Annotated in this window: 1 pseudogene; it reads left to right on the forward strand. The window is 44.0% G+C overall.

Annotated features, from left to right (window positions below):
- Window positions 1-515, forward strand: a pseudogene (locus JCM19034_RS20675) (DUF11 domain-containing protein); the annotation flags it as partial.
- Between the last annotated feature and the right edge of the window lie 73 nt (window positions 516-588).

Raw genomic sequence — 588 nt, forward strand, 5'->3', positions numbered from 1 at the left:
TTGTTTATACGATTCGAGCACGTAATACAGTTCGCGAAAGTTTAGTTGAAAACTTCGTGATCACAGATATACTTCCAGACGGACTTAGCTATGTCGAAGGAAGTTTAGAAGTAAGCCATGAAGGAATAGCGGACTTTGAAGATGGTGAGATTACCGCTAACTTTGGAAATGTAACGGATACGGAATGGCGTACGATCACATTCCAAGCGGTGATTGACGCAGGTCAATCGGAAGAGACGATAGAAAACGAAGCAACGGTCGACGGTGATAATGTTGATCCAGAGAACCCGCAACATGAATTCACGGTCGATCCGAAGGATCCGAAGCTAGAGTCAGAAAAAGCAGCGGAACTAGTTGAAAAAGTGGATGGTAATACAGATGAAGATCACCCAGAAGTGGGAGATACACTGCTGTATACGATTCAAACGCGAAATACAATCGAAGATAGTTTAGTGAAAAATCTGATCATCCGTGATGAACTACCAGAGGCCTTGAGTATGTGCCAGGCACATTAGAGGTAGATGGCGAAGCCGTCACAGATGAAGAAGATGACGATGCGGGACATTATGTAAGTGGAGAAATTGTCGC

This window comes from Bacillus sp. JCM 19034 (genome assembly GCF_001310635.1).
Taxonomy (GTDB): domain Bacteria; phylum Bacillota; class Bacilli; order Bacillales; family Bacillaceae_D; genus Halalkalibacter.